General features: G+C 69.7%; 12 protein-coding genes. 9 read left to right on the top strand and 3 right to left on the bottom strand.

Annotated elements, in window-relative coordinates:
• Positions 1-28: 28 nt before the first annotated feature.
• Positions 29-931, top strand: coding sequence for a hypothetical protein (locus CACI_RS03490; RefSeq protein ID WP_012784935.1), 903 nt, complete (start codon positions 29-31; stop codon positions 929-931).
• Here CACI_RS03490 and CACI_RS03485 read toward each other — a convergent pair.
• Positions 903-3,035, bottom strand: a complete 2,133-nt coding sequence (locus tag CACI_RS03485; protein WP_012784934.1) for a thioredoxin domain-containing protein — start codon at positions 3,033-3,035, stop codon at positions 903-905. The genes CACI_RS03490 and CACI_RS03485 overlap by 29 nt on opposite strands.
• Before the next feature lie 153 nt (positions 3,036-3,188).
• On the opposite strand from CACI_RS03485, the gene CACI_RS03480 reads away from it, so the two are divergent.
• Entirely contained in the window at positions 3,189-4,499 is a 1,311-nt protein-coding gene (locus tag CACI_RS03480) for an ATP-binding protein (protein WP_012784933.1), read from the top strand.
• A 164-nt stretch (positions 4,500-4,663) separates the two neighbouring features.
• Here the strand turns inward: CACI_RS03480 and CACI_RS03475 are convergent, their stop codons facing one another.
• Positions 4,664-5,215: an RDD family protein gene (locus CACI_RS03475; protein ID WP_012784932.1), complete on the bottom strand. Its 552-nt coding sequence runs from the start codon at positions 5,213-5,215 to the stop codon at positions 4,664-4,666.
• Between the two features lie 311 nt (positions 5,216-5,526).
• Complete coding sequence (locus tag CACI_RS03470) at positions 5,527-5,973, bottom strand: MarR family winged helix-turn-helix transcriptional regulator (protein WP_012784931.1); 447 nt, start codon at positions 5,971-5,973, stop codon at positions 5,527-5,529.
• Between the two features lie 155 nt (positions 5,974-6,128).
• Between CACI_RS03470 and CACI_RS03465 the strand changes: the two genes are divergently transcribed.
• The 7 genes from CACI_RS03465 to CACI_RS45015 all read left to right on the top strand — a co-directional run bounded on the left by CACI_RS03465 (position 6,129) and on the right by CACI_RS45015 (position 17,514).
• A complete protein-coding gene (locus tag CACI_RS03465) occupies positions 6,129-7,028 on the top strand; it encodes an alpha/beta hydrolase (protein ID WP_012784930.1) in 900 nt (299 codons plus the stop codon).
• A gap of 53 nt (positions 7,029-7,081) precedes the next feature.
• The gene (locus CACI_RS03460) at positions 7,082-7,444 is read left to right on the top strand and encodes a DUF1304 domain-containing protein (protein WP_012784929.1); all 363 of its coding nucleotides are present in this window, start codon (positions 7,082-7,084) and stop codon (positions 7,442-7,444) included.
• A complete protein-coding gene (locus CACI_RS03455) occupies positions 7,441-8,004 on the top strand; it encodes a TetR/AcrR family transcriptional regulator (protein WP_012784928.1) in 564 nt (187 codons plus the stop codon). The genes CACI_RS03460 and CACI_RS03455 overlap by 4 nt, the downstream gene beginning before the upstream one ends.
• A gap of 627 nt (positions 8,005-8,631) precedes the next feature.
• Positions 8,632-10,620, top strand: a complete 1,989-nt coding sequence (gene recQ, locus CACI_RS03450) for a DNA helicase RecQ (protein ID WP_012784927.1) — start codon at positions 8,632-8,634, stop codon at positions 10,618-10,620.
• Between the two features lie 381 nt (positions 10,621-11,001).
• Positions 11,002-12,084 carry a hypothetical protein gene (locus CACI_RS03445; RefSeq protein ID WP_049871458.1) on the top strand — a complete coding sequence of 361 codons (1,083 nt, stop codon included), beginning with the start codon at positions 11,002-11,004 and terminating at the stop codon, positions 12,082-12,084.
• A gap of 13 nt (positions 12,085-12,097) precedes the next feature.
• Positions 12,098-14,029, top strand: a complete 1,932-nt coding sequence (locus CACI_RS03440) for an HSP90 family protein (RefSeq protein ID WP_012784925.1) — start codon at positions 12,098-12,100, stop codon at positions 14,027-14,029.
• Positions 14,026-17,514, top strand: a complete 3,489-nt coding sequence (locus tag CACI_RS45015; RefSeq protein ID WP_012784924.1) for a tetratricopeptide repeat protein — start codon at positions 14,026-14,028, stop codon at positions 17,512-17,514. The genes CACI_RS03440 and CACI_RS45015 overlap by 4 nt, the downstream gene beginning before the upstream one ends.
• The last annotated feature ends 48 nt before the right edge of the window (positions 17,515-17,562 follow it).

The following is a 17,562-nucleotide window of genomic DNA, read 5'->3' as shown; positions in this document are numbered from 1 at the left end:
TGTGGATCCGACGAAGAAGGAAGCTGACATGACCGACAACCTCAACGGTGTCATGCGGAGCGCGACGGAGAACCTGCACCCCAACATCGGCAAGCTCACCGCCGGCGGCATCGAGCGCGGCGTGCGCAAGCGCCGCGTCCGGCGCCTGTCGCAGATCGCGGGAGCCGCGGCCAGCGTGACGGCGGTGTTCGGCGCGGTGGCGCTGGTCGCCCCCGGCCACACCAGCAGCCCGGCGGGCGTCTCGACCGCGGCCGGCGGCGCGCCTGCCGTGGCGGCGGCGACCTCGCCCTCGAACGCCACCACCGAGGCGGCTCCGGGCCCGGGCAAGCCGGCCGCGCCCCCGGTGAGCGGCGGGGACATGACGACCTGGCTCGAGCAGACGCTGGCGCCGTACCACTTCACCGACGAGAAGGCGCAGAACAAGGCCGGAAGCGACGATTTCGGCGGTCCCTACGCCATGATCCAGGTCAGCTACGCCGCCGGCACCGGCAACGTCTCGGTCGACGTCGAGCGCTCGGCCTGGAGCGACCAGCACTTCGACGGCTCGCTGCCGCCCTACATCAGCATCGACACGCTGAAGGACGGCTCGCACCTGATGATCTTCAACGGCCCGGAATGGCCGGCCGGCAACGGCGACCCGACGGCCAAGCGCCTGGAGGTCTCCTGGTACCGCAACGACGGCACGATGGTGAACGTCATGGCCCTCAACGAGGCCACCGAGAAGGGCGCCACCACCGCCAGCAAGACCCCGCTGACCGTGGACCAGGCGAAGCAGGTCGTGGAGTCGCGCGTGTGGGACAAGGCGATCGCCGCGGTACTGGCCAAGCCCACGCCGGCCAGCGGCGGCGACAAGTCGAAGCCGAAGCCGGCCAACGGCGGCGGCAACGGCTCCGACAAGGCCGCTACGCCAACTGCGCCGTCATCTCGGTGACATCCGTCGTCGGGGTCTGACACACGAAGCCCCGGCAGACGTACGCGGCCGGTTCACCGTTGATGGTGGACCGGTCGCTGAGCAGTTCGGGGAGGTTCTCGGTGCCGGACCCGTGCGCCGGCTGCGCCGCTCCGGTCGGCGGCGTCACGGCGACGACGAGGCCGGGCGCGGCGCTGCGGAGGGCAGCGAGGTGGAGCGCCTGGAAGGCTTGGCTGGTCGCGGTTTCAGCGCCCTCCTCGGCACTCGCCGCATCGCCACCCCACTCTCCATTCCACTCACCATTCCACTCACCGATGATCGCCACCTCGCGCGGCCCGTCCGCCAGCGCCTCGGCGACCGCCAGTCCCCACCCCGCGAACCTCGGCGCCTTCTCCGCCAGCGCGCCGGTGAAGTGCAACGCCTGCTCGGCAGCCTCGCGATGACGCCCCGACCCGGTGAGCGCGGCGTACGTGAGCAGGGCACCAGCCGCCGCGGACGTCCCGCCGGGCGTGGCGTTGTCGGTCGGATCCGCCGGGCGGAAGATCAGGGCCTCGGCGTCGTCGGCGGTGTCGTAGAAGAGGCCTGAGTCGTCGCGGAAGTTGTCGAGGACGACGTCCAGCAGCCGGCCCGCGAAGGCGAACCAGCGCGTCTCGCCGGTGACCGCGTACAACGCCAGCAGGCCCTCGGCGACGTCCGCGTAGTCCTCCAGGACGCCCGGATTCTGCGCCCCGGCGACGCCGTCCCGCGAGGTACGCGTCAGGCGCATCGTCTTGCCGTCCCAGTGGATGCGCTCGAGCATCTCAGCGGTCTGACGCGCCGCCGACACCAGCTCCTGGCGTCCGGTCAGCGCACCGGCTTCGGCCAGCGCCGCCACCGCCAGACCGTTCCACGCCGCCACGGCCTTGTCGTCGCGTCCCGGTGCGGTGCGCTGGTCCCGGCGGGCTTCGAACAGGCTGTCGCGGATGCGCTGGAAGCGATCGAGATCATCAGGGTCCTGCAGGAGCTGGAGGACGGAGAGCCCGTGTTCGAAGGTGCCTTGGGCTGTCACATTGAAGACGGCTGCCGCCCAAGCAGCATCCCCCGCGTCCCCCGCTTCCTTCTCACCTACGGCGTCTGCGATCTGTTCAGCGTCCCAGGCATAGAACTTGCCCTCGACCCCGTCGGTGTCGGCGTCCAGCGAGGAGGCGAATCCGCCGGCGCCGTCCAGCCACAGCTCGCGCAGCATCCAGTCGGCGGTCTCATTGACGACGCGCAGCGCGAGGGCGTCACCGGTGGCGCGCCACAGGTGGAGGTAGGCACGAAGCAGCAAAGCGTTGTCATACAACATCTTCTCGAAGTGCGGCACGACCCACGCATCGTCCACGGCGTACCGCGCGAACCCGCCACCCAGCTGGTCGTACATGCCCCCGCGCGCCATCGCCTCACACGTCTGCCGCACCATCGCCAGAGCATCGGCGTCCCCGGTCCGCGCATGATGCCGCAGCAACTGCTCCAACGTCATGGACGGCGGAAACTTCGGCGCACCCCCGAACCCGCCCCGCACCCCATCGAACTCACGCCGCAGCACCCCGACGGCAGTCGCCAAAGCACCCGCATCCGGCACCCCCTCAGCACCGGCGACAACCCGAGCATGATGCGCCAACTCCGCAACGAGCCCATCCCCAGCCCGCAGCACATCCTCCCGAATATCCCCCCAAGCCCGATCAACAGCCACCAGCAACTGCCGAAAAGAAGGCAACCCATGCCGCGCCACCGGCGGGTAGTAAGTCCCAGCCTGAAAAGGCTTCCCCTCAGGCGTGGCGAACACCGTCATAGGCCACCCGCCACCCCCCGTCATAGCCTGCGTAGCCGCCATATAGACGGCATCCACATCAGGCCGCTCCTCCCGATCCACCTTCACGCACACGTACTTCTCATTCATGAGCGCAGCAGTCGCCTCATCCTCGAAGCTCTCGTGCGCCATCACATGACACCAGTGGCACGCGGCGTACCCGATTGACAGCAGAACAGGTACATCTCGACGACGTGCTTCCGCGAACGCTTCTTCTCCCCAGGGCCACCAATCGACGGGGTTGTCGGCGTGCTGCAGCAGGTAAGGCGAGGTCGCGCTAGCCAATCGGTTCACGGCTCCAGCCTAGCGGCCTACCACTGGCGCGATGGCGGTCGCCAGGAGGTCGGAGGTGCGGCAATTCTGGGAAATTCGCTCTGGCAGTTCTGGGATTTCTGGGCCGCGAAAGTGCTAGCTTGAGGTGCGCAGATCACCGATCCGAGGAGTCCCGTGCCCGAGCAGCGACTGATCACCCGCCACCTTCAGCCCGTCCTTGCCGAGTTGCTCGCCGACGAACCGGTAGTGGTGCTCACCGGGGCGCGGACCGTCGGCAAGAGCACGCTCCTGGCGGCCTGCGCCGAGGTCGAAGGGGTGCCGGTCCTGGATCTCGACGACCTTCCGACCAGACGCGCTGTCGCGGCGGACCTCGAACTGTTCGTGGGAGCCGACCGTCCGACGCCGGTCTGCATCGACGAGTTCCAGCACGTTCCACAGCTTCTCGACGCTATCAAGGCCGAGTTGAACAAAGACCTGCGTGCCGGGCGGTTCGTACTGACTGGATCAACCCGGTACGGCTCCCTCCCGACTGCCGGCCAGTCGTTGACCGGTCGAGCCCACGTCGTCACCATGTGGCCGCTGTCCCAAGGTGAGATCAACGGGGTCAAGGAAACCGCCCTCGACGCCCTGATCAGCGATCCTGCGTCCCTCGTGGTCAGCGATCCTGCCACGGCCACGCGCGCCGATTACGAGCGTGTCGTTCTCGCCGGCGGATTCCCGCTGGCGTTGGCGCGCGACTCCGGACGCTCTCGCGACCGCTGGTTCCGCGATTTCGTGACCCTGGTCGTAGAGCGAGACGTACTGGAGATTCGCAAGGTCCGGCAACGCCAGGTGCTTCCCCAAGTGCTACGCCGCCTCGCCGACCAAACCGGCCAAGTGGTCAACGTCGCGAACATCGCCGATGCCGTCGGCTTGGATGCCACGACGGTTAAGGACTACCTGGGCCTGTTGGAAGCTGTCTTCCTCATCCATCGAGTCGAACCGTTCACTCGCTCGGCCGCCAACCGTGCGATCCGCAGCGCGAAAGCACACGTCGTCGACACCGGACTCGGCGCCCATCTCATCGGTCTGACCTCGCAGAAACTGGCGGGCCGGATGCCCGCCGCCCTGACACAGTTCGGCCACCTGGTCGAGACATTCGCTGTGAACGAGCTGATGAAACAGGCAGGCTGGGCAAACCAGGAGGTTGAGTTCTCCCACTTCCGTACACGCGACCATCAAGAAGTCGACCTCGTCATCGAGACCGCTGCGGGCTCCGTCGCCGCGATCGAGGTTAAAGCGTCCGGCACTGTCGCCGACCACGACTTCGCCGGGCTCCGGCTACTACGGGACAAACTTGGCGACGCCTTCGTCGGTGGAGCGGTCGTCAACCTCGGCCAACGGTCGTACACCTATGAGGAACGCCTCCACGTCCTTCCGCTCGAACGCCTGTGGACACCAGCATCAAGTGGCACCAATGACACGCCGCATACCCAACAGAAATGAGCAGGGGAGCGGGAGGCGTTCGCGGCGGCGGCCATCGCGACGCGACGTTCGCGACGCGACGTCCTCTGCGACGACCGCCCGCGACAAACAGCTTCGCCGGCCGGGTCGTCCTGCACCCGGCCGGCGAGATCGTCAAGCGTCAGGCGGTGCCTGGCGGCGGGGGGCTAGCCCTGCCAGTTCTCGAGGATGTTGTTCGGGTCGTAGAGGACGACCGTGCTGCCCACGAGGTCGGGGAGGGTCTTGTGCTGCTTGCCGCTCAGGAACAGGACGAAGGAGACCAGCATCGTCACGAAGGACAGGATGCCCTGGACGATGCCGCCGACGATGTTGCGGAGGGCCATGGTGCCCCAGCCGGCGACGCGGCCGTTGTTCGGGGTCCAGCAGCGCATGCCGAGGACCTGCTGTGTCGGGCCGCGGCCCTTGCCCCAGGCGATCAGGCCCCAGATGAGGTAGCCGACGCCGAGTGTGACGACGACGAGCACGATCGACAGGAAGTAGGCGCCGATGCGGCGGCCGACGCTGGCGAGCTCGACGCCCTGCGGGAGCACCAGCTCCGAGTTCGGGTCGTAGTACATGCCCGGAGGCACGTTCATCTGCGGCGCCCCATAGCCGTAGCCCGCCGGAATCGGCGGCGCCTGCGGCATCCCCTGGTAGCCCGGCGTGTACTGGTTGCCCTGGCCGGGAGGAGGCGCGTCCGGGTACTGCGGCTGAGTCATCGATCCATCTCTTTCTCGACAGGCCGCGCCGACCGCGCCCGATGGCGTGACCCCCGCAGTCCATCTGGTTCTTGGAATGCTTCCGACGAGTGTGTCTTCAGGGGCTGACAGTCCATGCTGCTCAGCGCAGACGCACTGATCGAACTCCGTGAACCACCCACCCCGGCGCCTTAGTGTGCCGAACTGCGGAAACGCACGCCACCCCTATAGCCAAAGCTTCATGGCCGGAACGCGCGATCCATATCATGTGACGGGGACCAACCAGCCCACTTCGGGCATGACGCCCTGCCGAGGGTCCGCATCGTCGCCGTTCAGCCCGGCTGCCCCTGAGCTCCCGCCTCGAGCGAGGCACGAAGCGCGGCCATGGTCGCGCCGACGCGCGTCAGGTCGCCCTGGGAAATCCCCGCCGTCAGTGCCGCGAGTTCGTCCTCGACGACGGGTCGGCACGCCGCCAGCACCTTCTCGCCCTCGGCGGTGAGGCGCAGGACGGACGAGCGGCGGTCCTGGGGGTGCGGGACGCGCACGCACCAGCCCGCGGCGACGAGCCGGTCCACCGCTTTGCTGACGGCGCCGACGGTGATCGCGACCTCGCCCACGATGTCGAGGACGCGGCAGCCCGGGACGCGGTCGATGATCTCCAGGAACTCGAACTGGCCGAGGCTCACGTCGTGCTCGGTGCGCAGGCGCGCGCTCACGGCGTTGTAGAGGCGGGTCTCGACGCGGACGAGGTCGGTGAAGATCGGCGTGACGGGGCTCACAGGGCCTCCAGTAGATTCCGAGGAATCATCTTCTTCGGAATGTGGTTAGCTGGGGATGGGTCGATTCCTTGGAATCTATCTTCGCATCCGGCAGCCACCAGCCGGTATCCCGCATCCGCAGCCAGCATCCCGACCCGAGCCATGGAGGCCCGACCATGTCCCGACAGCAGCGCGAAGCCATCGACACCCTGCTCCGCTCCGCCCCGCGCAGCGAGACCCCACCGACCGTCGAGGAGCAGCGCAGCGGTTTCGCCGCAGCCATCGCACGCCCAGCACCGCCGGACGTGGCGACCCGCAAGACCACGCTCGGCGGACGACCAGCCCTGGAGCTGACCCCGGCCGGCGCTTCCGGTCCCAGCCACCTGCTCTACCTGCACGGCGGCGGGTACGTCATCGGCTCGCCGGACACGCACGCCGGACTGGTCGGCGAGCTGGCTCGGCGTGCCCGGCTCCGGACGACGTCGGTGGACTACCGGCTGGCGCCCGAGCATGCGTTCCCGGCAGCCGTCGAGGACGGTCTCGCCGCCTACCGAGAGCTATTGGAGACCGGCACTGACGCGCGCGACATCGTCATCGGCGGCGACTCGGCGGGTGGCGGTCTGACGCTCGCGACGTTGCTCGCGGCTCGCGACGCCGGACTGCCGCAGCCTGCTGCCGCAGTCGTCTTCTCTCCGTGGGTGGACCTAACCGTGAGCGGTGCGAGTGCCCAGAGCAAGGACGGGATAGACCCGATCTTCGTCGAGCCCGACCTCCACGCTTACGCAGAGCTCTACATCGGCGCGGGTGACCGTTCGCAACCGCTGGCCAGCCCGTTGTTCGCGGATCTGACCGGACTTCCGCCGCTGCTGATCCAGGTCGGGGCGAACGAGCTGCTGCTCGACGACGCGGTTCGGCTGGCTGGTCGCGCCGGCGCCGACGACGTGGAGGTCACGCTGGAGATCGGCAGCGGTCTGCCGCATGTGTTCCAACACCACTACGGCCGGCTCGACGAGGCGGATGACGCGCTCGACCGTGCCGCTCGCTTCGTGACGGCTCGCGTACTGAGCCACGACTAGCTTTCTAGACGTGTGTCCATCTATTCTGGACACACGTCTAGAAAGGTGGATCCGTGCAGACAACAGCGAACGTCCTCGTCGGCCTGGTCGCAGCCCTCCACGCGTACATCCTGATCCTGGAGATGTTCCTGTGGCAGAAGAAGCCGGGGCGCGGACTCTCCGGCTTCGACGCCGACATGGCGCGCGCGACCGCGCCGCTGGCTGCGAACCAGGGTCTGTACAACGGGTTCCTCGCCGCGGGACTGGTGTGGGGACTCGTCGCCGACGACCCGACCGCCTTCTCGGCGAAGGTGTTCTTCCTGGTCTGCGTCGTCGTCGCGGGCATTTACGGGGCGGCTACAGCGAATCGGCGCATCCTCGTGGCACAGGCCTTGCCCGGGGCGCTCGCGCTGGCGGCGGTACTGTTGGCGCGATGAGCGGTGTTCAAGATCCCCGCGCCGCACGAACCCGGGCCCGACTCCGTGCGGCACTGCTGGAGGCCTGCGCCGAGCAGCCGCTCAGTGACGTCAGCGTCGCCGAAGTAGTCCAGCGCGCAGGTATCGGACGCGCCACCTTCTACCTCCACTACCCGGCCCTCGAGGAACTCGCCGTCGACGCCTGCGCGGATGTAGTGCGCGACGCGGTCGAAGCCCTGCACGCCTGGCGCGGAATCCCGGACCCCGCCACACCGCCGCCACCGCTGGAGGAGTTTTTCAGCAGCCTGGAGCAGCACCGCGCGGTCTACACGGCACTGATGACCCCGGGCGGCGGCGGCCCACTCGGCTCGGTCCTGCACCGCGATCTCAGGGAACGCAGTCGCAGGGAGCGCGAACTGGCAGGCGCACCCGAAGCAGAACTGGTCGCGGCAGCAGTGGCCGGCACATTCGCTGGAGTACTGGCCGACTGGCTGCACGGACTGGTACCGGGCACGGCGACAGAAGTGGCGGGGCGGGTATGGCGACTGCTGATCTCACTGCATCGGACGCCGCTCGGGTGACGGTCCGCATCTCAGGGCCCATGACCAGGTGATCGCGCCGCATCGGATGGCCCTTGATGAAGGCGTGTCGCCGCGACCCCGATCGGCCGAGCTGGCGCGGCATCGGGCCACACTTCGGCGCGCATGGCTAAGAGTGCCGAGCCCACGATCTTGGTGAGTCTGCGGCGGTCCGCAGCTTCGCGGGTGTCTGTTTCGCCAACGGCATCGGTGACGGCTTGGCGTGCTGCCGCCAGCGCTTTCTCGAGTTCGGCGAGGGGGTCGGTGTGCGTCTTGCATCGACCGCCTCCGGTTGCCACGGCGCATTGGCGGCCGGATTTCGTGCGCACGCCGCATTGGACCGCCGGGTCGTGGACGTGGCACAGGCCGGAGGGGCGTGCGTTGACCGGACAGGGCCTGCCCGCTTTGGTGGTTACTGAGCATTTGGTCATGACATGAGGGTATCCGCGGGCACTGACACTCACCCGGCAGCGACCGCTCGCCCAGCATGTCCCACGCGCGCCGGGTCTTGGCCGGGCGTCGCGCGCTCTCGATGCCGGATCCTCATCCACCGCCACACGCATAGCCTCCGACCAGCGAAAACACCCAACCTCCCGCCCCCGAACCCGTCCACCTCCGTAGACTCGTGGCATGGCTCCTCCCGAAACGGCGCATACGGTGAGCGACGCCGACGACGTCCTGCGGCGTGTCTTCGGCTACGACTCGTTCCGCGGGGCGCAGCAAGAGATCGTGGAACATGTCATCGGCGGCGGGGACGCGCTGGTGCTGATGGCGACCGGCGGCGGCAAGTCGCTGTGCTACCAGATCCCGGCGTTGGTGCGGCCCGGGGTCGGGGTGGTCGTCTCGCCGCTGATCGCGCTGATGCAGGACCAGGTCGACGCGCTGACCGCGGTGGGTGTGCGGGCCGGGTTCCTGAACTCCACGCAGGACCCCGACCAACGCCGGTTCGTGGAGCAGATGTTCCTCGCCGGCGAGCTCGACCTGCTCTACCTCGCGCCGGAGCGGCTGCGCTCGGAGTCCACGCTGCAGCTGTTGGACCGCGGCAAGATCTCGCTGTTCGCGATCGACGAGGCGCACTGCGTCTCGCAGTGGGGTCACGACTTCCGGCCGGACTACCTCAACCTGTCGATGCTGCACGAGCGCTGGCCCGACGTGCCGCGCATCGCGCTCACCGCGACCGCCACGCGGGCCACGCACCAGGAGATCGCCGAGCGCCTGAACCTGGGCGGCGCCAAGCACTTCGTCGCCGGCTTCGACCGGCCGAACATCCAGTACCGCATCGTGCCGAAGGCGGAGCCGAACAAGCAGCTGCTGGAGCTGTTGCGGACCGAGCACCCCGGCGACGCGGGCATCGTCTACTGCCTGTCGCGCGCCTCCACCGAGAAAACCGCGCAGTTCCTGGCGAACAACGGCATCACGGCGCTGGCCTACCACGCCGGTCTGGACGCCGCGACGCGCGCGAGGACGCAGTCCCGCTTCCTGCGCGAGGACGGCTTGGTCATCGTCGCCACCATCGCCTTCGGCATGGGCATCGACAAGCCGGACGTCCGCTTCGTCGCGCACCTGGACCTGCCGAAGTCGGTCGAGGGCTACTACCAGGAGACCGGCCGCGCCGGGCGCGACGGCCTGCCCTCGACCGCGTGGCTGGCGTACGGGCTGCAGGACGTCGTCCAGCAGCGCAAGATGATCGCCTCCTCCGACGGCGACGACGCCTACCGCCGCCAGCTCACCGCGCACCTGGACGCCATGCTGGCGCTCTGCGAGACCATCGAGTGCCGCCGGGTCCAGCTGCTGAACTACTTCGGCCAGCCCGGCGAGCCCTGCGGCAACTGCGACACCTGCCTGAACCCGCCGCAGTCCTGGGACGGCACGGTCCCGGCGCAGAAGCTGCTGTCCACGGTCTTCCGCCTCAAGAGCGAGCGGCGCCAGCGCTTCGGCGCCGGGCAGTCCATCGACATCCTGCTCGGCAAGCAGACGCCGAAGGTCACCCAGTTCACCCACGACCAGCTGAGCGTCTTCGGCATCGGCACCGAGCTGTCCGAAGGCGAGTGGCGCGGCGTCGTGCGGCAGCTGCTCGCGCAGGGCCTGCTGATGGTCGAGGGCGACTACAGCACACTGGCGCTGACCGAGGCCAGCGGCGCGGTCCTGCGCGGCGATCGCAAGGTCCTGATGCGGCGCGAGCCGGAGCGGCCGGCACGCGCACCGAAGCAGTCGCGGCAGTCGGCGGCAGCGACCGAGGACCTGCCGGAGGAGGCCAAGCCGGTCTTCGAGAAGCTCCGCGCATGGCGCGGCGCGACGGCCAAGGAGCAGGGCGTCCCGGCATACGTCATCTTCCACGACGCGACGCTGCGCCAGATCGCCACCCAGGCGCCGACCTCCCTGCAGCAACTCGGCACGATCAGCGGCGTCGGGGAGAACAAGCTCGCCAAATACGGCCAACCGATCCTGGACGCCCTCGCCGAGATCCTCGACCGGCCCGACCAGCCGGAACACTCCGAACGTCCGGAACGTCCGGAACGCCCCGCGCCCGAGGAGCCGCCGGCCGAGCTCGACTTCGAGGAGCCCCCGGAGTACCCGGACGAGGAGTACGGGTACCCCGATGAGGAGTACGCCGGGTAAGAGGTCCGTTCCCTCCGGAGCCGCTTCGACTCCGGCAGGCTGTGGAACCGAACCCACCGCTCGCGGTGCTCGTCCATGTACTCGTGCGCGAGCGGCGGCCGGTCGCCCATCCGCAGCCGCCAGAGTTGTGACAGGGTCCTGATGGTGTCGCCGCCCGCGGCCATCGCGCCAGCCTATCGGCCCGCCCGCGTGGCGCCGTTCCTCAAGTCGCTTGGCGGCTGGCGTCCTGATCGCTGGGCCGGAGACCTGACCTGCGGCGCAGCGGCTGATCCGGGTTACCGCAGTGGTGGTCTGGTCGGCTACGGTAGCCGTGCCGGGCCGTGAACCGTGCCGAGCCGGTCCAACGGAGGGGATCACACTTTGACGTCGAGTATCCCGAGCGTGGCGATAGCCGCCGTGGCCGCCGCGTCCGTCATCCGCGGGTTGTCCAGCCGTTACGGGGCGCAGCGGAGCAGGCGGGCTGCGGGGCGGACCGGGCAGTCTGGGCAGACCGGTCGGGCGGGCCGCGGTGCGCAGGCCGAGGCGGTGCGGCCGGTGCCGATCGACCGCTCGCACGGCGATCCGGAGCTCGCCGCGCTGCGGCAGGCCGCGCGGGTGGCGGACTGGCCGGCCATGGAGGCGATCCTGCGGCCGGTGCGCGAGCGGGCCGACTTCGAGCGGCTGACGTTCCTCATCGGCAACGTCGAGGACCTCGGCGGCGACTTCCTGCTCAAGCTGCCCGAGCAGCTGCCCGGCGATCCGCTCGTGCTGAGCGTGGCCGGCGCGCGGCATTCGGCGTGGGCTTGGGAGGCGCGGACGGGTTACCGCGCTTCGCAAGTGTCCGAGGAGCAGTTCAAGGTCTTCCACGAGCGGCTGCGGATCGCCGAGGAGTACCTGTACACAGCCGTCGAGCTGGACCCGGACAGCGCCGCGCCCTGGTACACGCTCTGCGTCACCAGCCGCGGGCTGGAGCACGGCGCGGAGATCACCCGCCGCCGGTTCGAGGCCGGGATCCGGCGCGCGCCCGGGCACGTGGGCCTGCACCGCCAGATGCTCCAGCAGCTGTGCGCGAAGTGGGGCGGCTCCCACGAGCAGATGCACGCCTTCGCCACCGGAGCCTTCGACGCCGCGCCGCCGGGCAGCGGCCTGGGCGAGGTCGTCGCGCAGGCACACCTGGAGCACTGGCTGGACCTGGAACAGGGCCCTGATGACGAGTACATCCGGGGCACGGCGGTGGTCCAGGAGCTGCGCCGCGCGGCGGACACCTCGGTGTTCCACCCGGCCTTCGCCCCGACCTCCTCGCCGTACACCGCGCTGAACGCCTTCGCGATGGCCTTCTGGCTGGCCGACGACAAGGAGGCCGCCGGGCGGCTGTTCGAGCGGATCGGCGACCACGCCACCAAAGCCCCGTGGCGGTATCGCGGCGACCCCGAGCGGGTGTTCGCGGTGGCCCGGCAGGACTGCGTCAAGAAGCGAAAGAAGTAGGGGAGAGCCACACGTGAGCACCGAACCCGGCCACACTTTCCAAGTCGACCTGCGGGGACTGGTCGACCTGCTCTCGCACCACCTCTACTCCTCCCCGAAGGTGTATCTGCGGGAGCTGATGCAGAACGCCGTGGACGCCATCACGGCGCGCCGCCAACTGGACGCCTCCGCCCCGGCGCAGATCCGGATCCGGACCGGCGTCAACGGCGGGATCCAGGTCGAGGACTCCGGCATCGGGCTGACCGAGGCCGACGTGCACACCTTCCTGGCGACCATCGGCCGCTCCTCCAAGCGCGCCGAGGACGGCGGGCTGGACCTGTCCGCGGCGCGCCAGGACTTCATCGGGCAGTTCGGCATCGGCCTGCTGGCGTGCTTCGTGGTCGCCGACGAGATCACCGTGGTCTCGCGCAGCGCCCGCGACAGCAACGCGCCGGCGGTGGAATGGCGCGGACGCAGCGACGGCACGTACCAGATCAGGGCCCTGCCTTCGGGCACGGTCGCCGAGCCGGGCACCACGGTCACCCTGATCCCGCGCGCCGACGGCAGCGAGTGGCTGGAGCCCAACCGCGTACTGCGGCTCGCCCGGCACTTCGGCTCGCTGCTGCGCTACGACGTGGAGATCGTCGACCGGTTCGGCGACGTCAGCAAGGTCAACGACACGCCTGCCGTGTGGGACCGGCAGTACGGCTCGCCGCTGGCCCGCCGCGAGGCGCTGGCCGGGTACGCGAAGTCGACGTTCGACTTCACCCCGCTGGACACCATCGACCTGGACCTGCCGCTGGTCGGGCTCAAGGGCGTGGCGTTCGTGCTGCCCACGCCGGTGCACCCGACGAAGCGCTCCGGGCACCGCGTCCACCTCAAGGGCATGCTGCTGTCGGACTCGGCGCAGGAGCTGGTCCCGGACTGGGCTTTCTTCGTGTCCTGCGTCGTGGACACCACAGGGCTGCGGCCGACGGCTTCGCGCGAGGCGCTGTACGAGGACGAGACGCTCTCGGCGGTGCGCGACGCGATCGGCGAGCGGATCCGCGAGTGGCTGGTGGGGCTGGCGGCCTCGGACCTGACGCTGCTGCGGCGCTTCATCGACGTGCACCACCTGGCGGTCAAGGCGCTGGCGCGCTACGACGACCGGCTGCTGGCGCTGCTGCTGCCGTGGCTGCCGTTCGAGACCACCGACGGCAACGTCAGCCTGGACGAGTTCGCCCGCGCGCACCCGGTGGTGCTGGTGACGCAGAGCGTCGAGGAGTTCCGACAGGTCGCGCCGATCGCCGCCTCGGCCGGGCTGGGCGTCGTCAACGGCGGCTACGTGTATGACAGGGAACTGGTTCACCGGCTTCCCGAGGTCCGGCCCGGAGTCACGGTCGCGGACCTGGACCCCGAGACGGTCAGTGCGCACCTGGACACCGTGGACCCGGCGGCGGAGCTGGCCGCGGCGGCGTTCCTGGCGCGGGCGCGGGCGGTCTGCGACAAGTTCGACACCGATGTGGCGCTGCGCTCGTTCCAGCCGGTCGGCGTGCCGGCGATGCTGGTCGACAACCGCGAGGCGCGGCACGAGCGGCGGCGCGCGGAGCTGTCGGCCGACGCCGACGAGCTGTGGGCGGGGATTCTGGGGTCGCTGGGGTCCTCGGCGCCGCGTGCGCAGCTGATCGTCAACCATCTCAACCCCCTGATCCGCAAGATCGCGGACATCCCGGACGCGGCGTTGTCGGAGACCGCGATCGAGGCGCTGTACGGGCAGGCGCTGCTGCTCTCACGCCGTCCGCTGCGGCCGGCGGACCACGCGTTGCTGAACCGGTCGTTCATCGGGCTGTTGGAGTTCGCGGCGGCTGCTGCGGGCACCAACGCCACAGGCGGCGGCACCGGTAACGGCAACGGCGGCAACGGCGGCGGAGGTCCGGCCGGGGGCACGGCGGCGGACACGGCTTCCGACGCGCGGGGGGACGTGTGAGCGGGTTCTCCACTAAGGAGGAGTTCTTCGGCGCCCTGCGGGAGAACCGCGAGCGCGCCGACGGCCGGGCCAAGGCGGCGATCGCCGAGGAGATCGCGGACGAGGCCGAGGCGTTCGGCGACGACGAGGTCACCGCGACGTCGCTGGTGGAGCTGATGAGCTCCTACCACGGCAGCGGCGAGCAGGTGAAGTACCCGGTGGTGTTCGCGCGGCTGCTGCGGCTGTGGGACCGGAACCCGAAGGCGTTCGACGACTGGGAGGCGCACCGCGTCTTCTGGTACTTCAAGTGGGTCGGCTCCGGGCTGCTCACCACGCCGGACGTGCCGCTGCCGGCGATCCGCGGCTGGATCGGCGAGATGCGCAAGCGCTACGAGGCGGCCGACTACGGGCTGCAGCCGGTGTACGGACAGCTGTACTCGCTGGCGCAGCACGTCGGCGAGGGCGAGGAGCTGGCGTACGAGCTGTGGGCCACGCGCGGGCGGACGCGGATGAGCGACTGCGAGGCCTGCGAAGCCCGCTCGCGTGCGGAGTACCACTTCGGACGCGGCGAGGACGCGCTCGGGATGGCCGAGCTGGAGCCGACGCTGGACGGCCGCAGCACGTGCGAGGAGGAGCCGCACGCGAGCCAGTCGGTGGCGCTGCTGCCGCTGGCCCGGCTCGGGCGGATGGACGAGGCGCGCGGGGCGCACCTGGCGTCGTACCGGACGGTGCGGGGGCGCGAGGCGTACCTGGCATCGGTCGGACGGCACTTGGAATTCTGCGCGCTGACCGGGAACGAGGCGCGCGGACTGGAGCTGCTGGCGCAGAACCGCGCGCTGTTCGGGTTCACGGCGGCGCCGCTGAGCCGGCTGGAGTTCCTGACCAAGGTCGAGGTGCTGCTGCGCCGGCTGGTCGCGGTCGGGCACGCGGACACGCCCTGCGGCGGGCCGCTGGGGCGCGAGTGGACGGTCGCCGAGCTGCTGGCGTCGGTCGCGGCCGACGGCGAGGCGCTGGCGGCGCGGTTCGACGCGCGGAACGGGAACGCGACGGTCTCGGGGCGGCGGGCGGCACGGCTGGCGCTGGACCCGTTGGTCGCGGAGCTGAATCTGGGGGTGCGGGCGGCGGTTTTGGAGGGTGCTGAGACGCCGGTCGCGGTGCCGTCCGCAGCTGTTTACCCGTCGCAGGCTACTGAGACAGTCGTTCCGGACGACTTCGCTTCGCTGGTCGCCGAGGCATTGGTGCTGGACAAGCAGTTCCATCCGGACGCGCGGCGGCTGTGGGACGCGCTGCTGGAGCGTGCGGACGGGGCGGACGCCGACGAGGTGGACGACGTGCTGCGCGGCGAGATCGCGACAGAGCGCGCCAGCCGTGCGCACCAGGAGCGGGACTGGGACGCGGTGAACGCGTACTTCCTGGAGGCGGCTGCGAGCTACTCGCGCGCGGGGCGTCCGGACCGGGCGATCGCGTCGGCGGCGCGCGTGCAGTGGAGCAAGGCGACGCGCGGGGATCAGGACACTGACGCGGCGGCGGTCACGGAGGAGACGTGGCCGGAGCTGAACGCGCTGCTGCAGCAAATCGACGCCCTGCTGGCAGCCGGCAACCTCGGCCCGAACCTCGCCGACGCACAAGTGCAGAAGCTGGTGGTGCACCAGAGCCGGGTTTTCGCAGCCCGCCACGCCGCCATCCGCGCCGCCGACCCCGCCGACCGCGAACGCTGGCTGGCCGTCTTCCGCGCGGAGACCGACCGCATGGTCCGCGAGGGCAACACCTTCGAAGCACCCCAACGCCTAGCCCTGGTGATGGAAGCCGTCGCCGAATACGACGCCACCCACGATGACCCCAAAGCCGCCGAACCCCTAGCCCGCCACGCCCTCCAGATCTTCACCGACTTGGCCTGGCCCTGGCGCCTCCACCGCACCCGCATGCTCCTCGGCCTCTCCCTCGCCGGCCAAGACCGCCACGCCGAGGCACTGCAAACCCTCCAAACCGGCATCGCCGAAGCACACCCCGCAGTCGACCCCAACGAACTGACCCCCCTCTACCGCCTCCTAGCCGAAACAGCACTCCAAGCCGGCGAGCCCGCCACCGCAGTCCGAGCCTTCGCCGAAGCAGCAGTACGCCTCGACCGCGAAGGCGACGCCTTCGGCGCCGTCGAAACCCGCTGGCGCATGAGCAGCGCCCTCGCCTCCCAGGGCCAGATGGCGGACGCGGTCGCAGTGCTCGAGACGCTGGTGGAGGTGCCGCTGCGCGGGGATGGGGGATACGCGGAGGACGAGGCTGCGGGAAGTAGCAAGGCGGCGGTTGGCGGGAGCTCGGCGGACGGCACCGAGGCGAGCGCGATTGCGGGCGCCGGAAGCAGCGAAGAGCTTGCCGGGGCTGCCGGCGCAAGCGCGTCGAGAAGTGTTGAAGCACGGGCGGGCGCGGGCGTCGGAAGCAGCGAAGAGCTGGCGGAAGCCGCTGGCGGATGCGCACTGAGCGGTGCTGAAGCGAGGGCGGCTGCGGGCGCCGAAAGCAGCCAAGAGCTAGCAGAAGCTGCTGATGTAAGCGCACTGAGTGGCGCTGAAGCAGGGACAGTTGTGGGCGCTGAAAGCAGCGAAGAGCTTGGCGCGAGTGTGCCGAGCGGATCTGAACCGGGCGCGCGAGACGAGGCTTCTGGTCTTGGCGAGACAGATGCCGAAGGCGTTGTCGGGCTCGGCGATGGTGTGCCAGGCGGCGGCGTGCCGGGCGACGGCGCGGAAGCGAGCGGCGAGATTGTCGGCGGGCGGGCCGCGTCCTCCGGGCCGTTCAAGGCGGTTAAGCATCCCTCGCGTGCTGACATGTTGATGGTGCAGGTGCGGGCGGATTTGGCTCGGGGGTTGCTTGCTTTGGATGAGCCTCGGGCTGCTGCTGTGGAGTTTTTGCATGTGGCGGATGCTGTGGATGGGTGGCCGGATGCCAGTCGGTTGACGGCTGCGGCGGCGGAGGCTGCGGGGGCGTTGGCTCTGGCGCGGAATTGGGAGGGGGCTCGGGCTGCTTGGGCTCGGGCTGTTGCCTCTAATGCTGTGGCGCCGCGGGTTCCTGATATGACCGAGGCTTTGCGGGATATGGCTGGGGAGACGATCAATGCTTTTGGTGCTGATGGCGCTGATGAGGCGTTGGGGTATCTCGATGAGGCTGATCGGATGCGGGTCGATTTCGTGGAGGCGTCGAGTGCTCAGTTCCTGAGTGTCGAGATTGATGAGGCTCAGACCTGCTACACGCGGGGGTGGGTGCTCAACGCCGCGGGGCGGCCGGAGGAGGCGATCGTGCAGCTTGAGCGTGCCGCGCTGCTCTATGACCGGCCGGGGTTTTCGGGGATTCCGCCGCGCTTCGATGCGATACGGCAGGCGGCTGTCATCGAATACCGGTCGTTGGATCGGAAGGACGCCGCGAAGGCGCGGCTCGACAGGGCGATCGCCGATGCCGAGGTCGCTGGGCACTCCGATGGTGTGGCCACGCTTCGCAAGCTGCGGGATGCCATCAGCTGAACAACGAAGGCTCTAGGGCTGCTGCCGAACGCATTGGTCGGCAGCAGC

Source organism: Catenulispora acidiphila DSM 44928, assembly GCF_000024025.1.
Lineage (GTDB): Bacteria > Actinomycetota > Actinomycetes > Streptomycetales > Catenulisporaceae > Catenulispora > Catenulispora acidiphila.
This window is presented reverse-complemented; position numbering and strand designations above follow the sequence as displayed.